2 protein-coding genes are annotated in these 8,065 nt (G+C 58.1%); both read left to right on the forward strand.

Going from position 1 to position 8,065, the window contains the following annotated elements:
- Positions 1-170 precede the first annotated feature (170 nt).
- The gene (locus G5B31_RS20490; RefSeq protein WP_165020052.1) at positions 171-2,501 is read left to right on the forward strand and encodes a PD-(D/E)XK nuclease family protein; all 2,331 of its coding nucleotides are present in this window, start codon (positions 171-173) and stop codon (positions 2,499-2,501) included.
- A 71-nt stretch (positions 2,502-2,572) separates the two neighbouring features.
- The coding region (locus G5B31_RS20495) for an AAA domain-containing protein (protein ID WP_240904521.1) at positions 2,573-8,065 on the forward strand (5,493 nt) is incomplete at its 3' end.

Below are 8,065 nucleotides of genomic sequence, written 5' to 3' on the forward strand. Positions count from 1 at the left end.
TCTAAAGCGAGCGAGATAGGCAGCCGCAACCTTCGAATGTTGTGCTGCCGCATCCATCTGGTAGGGTCACCGTCGTGCTCTTTGCTTGGCATAGTCGCACAAAATATGTACGCGAGGCTTCCGTTTCGTGTTGCCTAAGAAAGGATTACTCCGAAGGAAAATTTCTTCGCGTGAATTTCCTTCTGCGCAATCGAAGAGGGGTGGGCTTAGTGAGGCTCGGCATTAGTGGATCAACAATTAAGTCGTGGTTTCAATATAGATGCGAACGAAAGACGCGCTATGAACTAATGATGCCTGAAGATCGGGCTGCTGTACCGATTAGCGATGATGGGCGCGAGAAGTCTTGGGCTGTTCTCGGGATTGACTTTGAGAAACGCGTGGTGCGGCGGCTGTCGCGAGACGGGCGGGTTCTTACGCCAAGCGCGCAACACGACGCCCTCAGTGACACTCTGACCACGAGTTTCCTAAGGGGAAATGGCTCTGCAGATTACGCGGCTCAGGTTAACCTGCGGCCATTTGGTCATGATACGCTCTTTAATAGTAAGGACATGGTCCTTCGCCGGACTTTCGCCGACCTTATCCGACGCGAAAAATCGGAGGTCGGACTTCGCTTTACGGTAATAGACATCAAGGCTACGCGCAGCCCACGAGCCTTTCATAAGACACAGGTGGCATTCTATGCTCTCCTCCTCAAATCGGTGATGACCGAAAGAGGAATTAGCGCGGAGGTGTCCTCGCGCGGTGAGATTTGGTTCATCCCGCCCGACGGTGACGCGCAGGGCGATATGTGCGCGGTCGAGTCGTTCGAACTAGGGCCTTATGTTAGGCTGGTCGAAAACTTCGCCCGGACCACGCTGCCGGGCATCGCGGCTCGCGAAGTGTCGGCTAAGCGTGACGAGACCTTCTTTCATATCTATTTCAAATGCGAGCAGTGCTCCTATCTCGATCATTGTCGGTCGGCAATTGATACTTCTCTTCCAGCACATCGCCGCGATGTTTCTGCCGTTCCGGGCCTGTCGCACGAGGGAAAGCGTACGCTGCTAGCTAATGGAATCGACTCCGTGGCGAAACTTGCCAATGACGCAAAGGGCGTGGGCCGGCTCGATGGGGCGGGCTGGACTTTAGCGCGCCGCGCCGAACAGTTGACAGTTCGCGCCGCCGCCTTGGAGAGCAACACGCTTCTGCCGGGCGTCGAGAAGCAGACCTTTCTCATGCCGCCTCGCTCCGACGTCGCATTGGTACTTTTGGCTGACCATGATCCGATCGACGACGGGCTCGTAACCCTAGGCTACCTTCGTTCTTCGCCTCAAGGCCTGTCCGAAACCGTGAAGGTGTTGGACACGTCCAGTCGACGCTTGGAGGCCGATGCACTTGTCCATGTGTTCACCCAAGTCATCGGGGATCTGCAGGCGGTTGATGAGCACAACGCCAGGCTCGAACCCGATGACCCTGCCTCGCTTATTGCACATATCTTCTTCTATGAGCCTGCTGAGGCTCGAGCACTTCAAGGCGCAGTCCAGCGCCACCTAACAGATCCGCGTGTGCGGGCAGGGTTGCTAAATATGGTGCGTCTCTTTCCGCCAGAAGACATCATCCCCGAACCGGAGTTTCGAGGTATTGACCACTTGCCGGCCACTGCGCTGAGGAGCGTTGTAGAGCAACTCTTCGCACTTCCGGCAACAGTGTCCTACGACCTACGGCAGGTCTCGCATGCGCTGGCTATGGCTGGACGTATCGATAAGCCCTATCGACCAGCGCCCGCCTTCGAGCGGCCATTTTCTGCACTTCTCTCAATTGAGATAAGTCGTGCGATGCGTGAAGCCCACCCAGATCGGGTATCGGTTGAGGAAGTTCGCCGCGATGTCAGTAACCGCCTTCAAACCTCGCTTTCGATCGTGCGTTGGTTGGAGCGTGAGCACGCAGACGGTATCGCGGCAGGACAATCACCTATGTTGCGCCTGAGCAAGAAGCCGTTCCGCTTCCAAGCAACCTTTGACCCTATCGACATGGACGACCTCGATGTGCTCGCGGCTCTTGAACTCCTCGAGAACCGGGCCGGAATGCTTGACGCCCTCAACCGCCTAGCACGACCGGCCAGCGCCCGCGTCAGCAGCGGTATGGCTCTCGGGCCGCTGCGTCTTGTCAATGCTTCGAAAGCCAGAGGGGGCGTTACTCTGACTTTCCGGCGCACGCCTGAAGCAAAGACGGCGGAACTTCCGCGGGGCGGTCTTGACCTAGTGTTGAGCGATGGCGGCGCTGAGGCGCTACTCGATCCGCGTCGATGGTCTCAGATGAACTGCCTCCTTTTGGATCCGAGACCACACGAGGACTCCTCGATCGTCCGAGTTTGGATGCGAGAGGACGTCTACGAGTCCCCTGTCTTTCTCGCTTTCCGGCGTTCGACGCCCGAGGCAGGTTGGTGGCTTGATCAAACCTTTTTTGATGTGAACTCAGTCAAGGCCGAAAGCTTCCTTCGTTATCTTGGAGGACAGGCGGCGTGAGTGTCCGTACAGAAGTTCTGCGCTTTCTCCGCGATCCAGATGACTTCATAGAGGGTGCTGCGGAACCTGACATGTGGATCGAGGGACTCGAAGGCTTCGTAGTCCCGTCAGTCTCAGCATCGGATGAGCATGGCTTGCGACCGGCCCAGGAGGCGGCCTGGCGCGGCTTGGCTAACAAGCGGGCAGGTCTAGTTCTCGGTCCTCCAGGGACTGGGAAGACGCACCTCCTGTCTTGGATGATTGCGGGATTTATCGCGACACGGCGTCGAGTTGGGATGCCTGCTCGCGTTCTGGTGACAGCATTTACCCGCAACGCCATTGGCAATGTTATCGATGCAGCAGCTGCACGGCAGTCGGCACATGACCCAGATGGAGCCGCTCCTCTCTTTTTTGGGGATCCACCAGAGGCCGGACTTTCACCGAACGTTGAGGTACTGAACAGGCGCGAAGGGCAAAAACTGATTGAGCGCCTGAACAGTGGCCATTGTGCTGTCGGCATGACCGTTTGGTCGCTATATCGCTTTCTCTCGGAGGCCGGTGTTCCTGAAGGAGATGGCCGAACCGCGCCTCTCTTTGATCTGGTCTGTATAGACGAAGCCTCTCAACTGGTTCTCGGCCACGGATTGATGGCGCTTGCAGGACTCGCTCCCTCGGGTCGCATAGTTGTAGCAGGCGACGACCGACAACTCCCGCCGATCCGCGCAGGACGCCCTGTAAGGATTGAGGAACGCGAACTTGGTGGCTCACTATACACTTTCCTTAAATCGGTTGGTGCGCCTGAGTTCGCTCTCGATGAAACGTTCCGTCTGAATGAGCCATTGACCAGTTTCCCGGAGCGCTCCTTCTACCAAGGACGCTTTGTCTCGCGCGCCAATCGGGCGCTGCAATTGAAGGACGGTTGGCAAGCGGACCTTGATCCCTTCTCTCGCGCTATTCTCGATCCGGAATGGCCTGTGGTGGTGGTGCTCCACGACGGAGGCACAGCTTCGACAGTAAACCCATTTGAAGTTGGTCTTGCGACCCGTTTGGCGGGTGAACTTGCTGAACGTCTGCCTGTCACGGATGCCAGTGCTCTTTGGTCAGAACATCTAGCTATCATCAGCCCTCATCGGGCCCAGAATGCTGCAATCCGTGCGGCATTGCCAGAAACGATACGTGACGGGGCTTTTGTTGAAACAGTGGACCGCATCCAAGGCAAAGAGCGCGATGCTGTTGTCCTGTCCTACTGTGTGAGCGATCCCGAGTTCGCCCTCGCCGAGGGGGAATTCATTTTCTCTTCCGAACGGTTGAACGTTGCCATTACGCGCGCCCGGACCAAACTGATCGTACTCATCAGCCGTCGACTCCTAGAGGCAGTCCCGGCAGAGCAGGAGTTGCTCGACAAGGCCGAATTGCTACGTGAGTTCGTCTTCTCGTGTCAGTCCATTGGAGCGACTGATCTCGAAGGACAAGGCGGGCAACCCGTGCACGTTGAGATAAGGGGCCGGAACTTCGATGGGCGGGCGGCCGACGTCGACCTTACAGCCGCGCCGAAGCAGAAGCCTGCTACCGTCGACCTCAGCCCTCGGCATTTGGGAATCCTCGAGATAATCCGTGCCCTTGCAGCCGCGAGCCCCTATGGATCGGCGAAGCTCTCCGACGTACGCAAACGAATGGCGCTAGCGGACGAACCATGGATAGAGTCTGCAGCCCTCCACATGGCTGGGTGGGTCTCCCTTCAGTGCCGAGTTGGGCGCTATGGTGACTTTTGGACGGTGAGGCCATTCTCGTCGCCCCGGCGCGTCTACGAGGCCGACGAAGATACAGTGCGGCAGCGAATAGAATCTGTGGTTCGCGAAGCGCGTCAGGGTCGACATGCCTTCTATGACCAAGTCCGAGACCGTTTCCAGTGGATGGATTCTGAAAGGCGCGATGTCCTTCGACCGGTGCTCGAAGGCCTAGAAGCGGAGGGTGTCGTCCGACTTGGAGCCACCAACGGACATGCTTGGGTCGAGATACAGAGACCGTCTAATCCTCCGGTGGATGAGGGCTTGCCTCCGGCGGCAATTCTGAGCGATGCGGACTTTGAATTACTCAATCAACTAGAAGAACTTGAATGTCGCCGGATTAATTTTGGTATTTTTGACGCCTGGACCTCTAGCGTCGAAATCGCCGGCCTCACTTCCATGCCGCTGGCGGAAGTTACTCTGGCTCTCTCAAGACTCGCCGATCAGGGACATCTGATGCTGGCGGAGGAAGGGCGGGTGCGTTCGCGCACTGCGGAACTTGCCCGAGAGTTGCGTCACCTAAAGCAACGTTTCCGCGAGGATGATGCGCATCGGAGACCATATCTCGTCCGCAACCTTAAGGTCGAGTTGAGAGACCGGATGAAGCCTCAGCGAAATCTTCCGCTGGATGAGGCGTTTGACCCAGCCCGTACGCAGGCGACCGACAGCCAAAACAAAGCTCTCGACCATATCGCCAGTTCCCTTCGCGACCTATGGGGGGATGGTGCGAAGCTCGCGAGGTTCCAAGCTCACGGTCTCGAAGCAATTCTCGGCGCTTGGAACGGTGGCGGCTCATCATGCATCGCAATTGCTGCCGATACTGGATCGGGAAAGACCGAGGCCGCCGCGCTGCCTCTGATCGCTGCGGCCCTTGCGGACAAGATGGAGGGAGTGTTCGGCACTCGGGCCGTCCTAGCCTATCCCCGGGTCAGGCTAGCCGCCAACCAGGCGCAGCGTTTAGCGTCGTACCTTGCGGCGCTTGCAAACAATAAAGAGTTGCCGCAACTCACAATTGGGCTGCAGGTCGCAGAGGTTCCGCAGAGCTTTGAATCCTTGCCTGAAAGACTCGCCGAGATATGGCCTTCTGCCGGCCCAGATCGCTTTGCGTTTCCTTTCTTTACCTGCCCGCCTTGCGGTGGTCCATTAGCGCTCATGCCGAACGCCGGCAGGGACCGTGCGGACTCCTTGCGGTGCGCTGATTGTGGTTGGCATTTCGATGGTTGGGTCGGAACCAAGGCCGGCTTGCGAACTCAACCTCCAAGCTTGTTCCTGCCGACGACCGAGAGTCTGCACCAGTGGATGCATGATCCGAATGCAGGTCGTCTATTCGGGGATGACCCCGACTGGGCTCCTCCCCGGGCGCTGCTTGCTGACGAAATTCACCTCTATACCCATGTTCACGGTGCCCAGGTTGGACTGGCACTACAGAGGTTGGCAGCAAGGACGCGCTTGAATGACCAAGACGACCGCGAGTTAGTCGCAATTGGCATGAGTGCTACCATCGGCGACCCCGCTTTGGCATGGAGTCGCCTGATCGGCCGCAACAATGCCAAAGTGATTGAGCCCTCGGCCGAGGACCGGGTCCGAAACCCTCGTGGACGGGAAGTGTTCTACTTTCTTCAACCGGAAATCGAGTCCCGCGGTGCAGATATCGCCGGGGCTTCAACCACGATTCAGGCGCTCATGTGCTTGTCGCATGGGGTGCGAAGGCGGACTGGGACTGAAGGCGGCTTCCGGTCACTCGTCTTCTTCGACTCAATCGACAAAATGCGCCGACTACATGGAGCCTATCTCGATGCCGAAGAAGGCAAAGAACTTGCAAGTCTCCGCACTCGGCTGTTTGGCGATGATCCGTCCGGCTCTGCACAGACGGAGTGCTGCGGGGAGCCCTTGGGTTGCGACCGACATGCCGATGGCGAGTGCTGGTGGTTCGCATCAAGGGATCGCAGGCAGGTGGGTGCGCAGGGCCTCCGACGTCCGGGGCAGCCACTTCGCGTCGCCGAACGGCCTATCTTCGCGGGCACTCGAGGCGTAGTCGAAAAGATCGTAAAGGATGCTGATGTAGTGTTCGCCACTTCTTCCCTCGAGGTTGGCTACGATGACCCCGACATCACACTGGTTTACCAGCACTACGCCCCGCTCAATTTTGCAAGTTTCATACAGCGCAAGGGGCGAGGTGGCCGCGGCGCCGATGACCGCCCGACGACGGGCGTGACACTCTCTATCTACTCGCCTCGCGATGCATGGTGGTTTCGAAGACCCGAGAAGATGATCTCGCCTCATTCCTTTGACGCTCCTCTAAACCCCGACAACGCCTTCGTCCGCCGGGGTCATGCTGTGGCCGCAATGCTCGACGCTTTGGCTCGAATGCAACGTAAGCGTGAGCTTACATTTAGAACAATGCGCGACGTTGATGATGGTGCAATTGAGGAAACAAGAACATTCATAGAGTCGGTGCTTGGCGCCGACATCTGGGACCATCTGGAAATCGCCGGCCCCATTGATTTATGGCGTGCTGCAACGGAGAGCCAGGACTTGGCTGGCTACACGAGTCTTCCTAAGCTAAGGCAATCACTTGATTGGGTGCCAAACGCGCTTTTTGAAACTGTTAATCTGCCAAGTGTTGCCGTTCGCGCTTCTGGCGCTGAGTTGAGCCGTAATGAGGATGCGTCGCACATTCTGCATGTGCTTGCTCCTGGAAATGCCTCCCGTCGTTTCGATGCGCGCGCCGTGCATTGGCGGCCGCCCTCATCGGGCCGCAGCCCATGGTTTGCAGTCGATGACTACAGGGAGGCAGAGGCCGTACCGCTACGCGCAACATCACAGGCTGTCCTCGCCGAGTTGCCTTTGGATGTTCGTGAAGGGCTTCAAGGCCTCGCACCGCAACTGTGCCGACCTCGCCACGTGACGGTCGAACGCATCGGACGTATGGCGGGAGCAGACTGGACGCCGGAAGTCGGACACCGTGCTGGGGATCCTGGCGCATTTGGTCCCATGCAGGCGGATTCCGTCGGGGTTGGGCACGATAGCCGTGGTGAGTTGCGTGGGTTCTTGCTGGTCGCCGCCGACCCGGAAAAAGCCGAGTCCCTTCCAAGCCAGTGTATTTCTTCGATCGCAAGCGGGGTGAAACTGCACAAGTCGGGATTAAGTCGCGCTCGGGCATCCGGGCTTGAGGTCGCCCGGGTGTTTTGGGGCGCGGACAGTGAAGTACGCTTTTCCGACAGGCAAAGTGAGCCTCTGGCTCTATCGCAGACCTTTGTCGGACCACGAAGCGGCACACCACTGCTTCATGGTTATCAGGTATCTACCGAAGGGCTGCAATTCAACATTGCGCTAGATCGCCTCGATACAAAGGTGGAGGAGATCGAGAATGTCATGGCGACAGACGAGGGGGAGCGCAGGTGGCGGACTGCTCAATTCACACGTTACCTAGTGGAGACCGGTGCCCGTGCCTTGGGTGTCAATGCTTTTGAGGCTCGTAGGGGTGCTAATCTCATCGTTGCGGCGGCTGGCGCAACTGCGCTGCGAGAGGACTTGAAGAAGCTTCTAAGGTTCTGGGACACCGCTAAGTTTGCGACGCTCCTGGAGAGAACGAGAAGCGAAGTCCTCAGCCAAGATCCCACCTTGACTGAACGGCGCGTTGCGCGAACCGCCGAAGCTCTCGCCTCTGATTCCTTCCGGACGCTGTTACAGAGCGCTCTTAATGCGGCGAGGGACGAGGCGCGCCTGCGCGACTACCTTCGAAGCACCATCCTCCATGGCCTTTCGCTTCGGCTACGCAGCTGGGTCGCTTTGGTG

Source organism: Rhodobacter sp. SGA-6-6 (assembly GCF_011043545.1).
Lineage (GTDB): Bacteria > Pseudomonadota > Alphaproteobacteria > Rhodobacterales > Rhodobacteraceae > Pseudogemmobacter.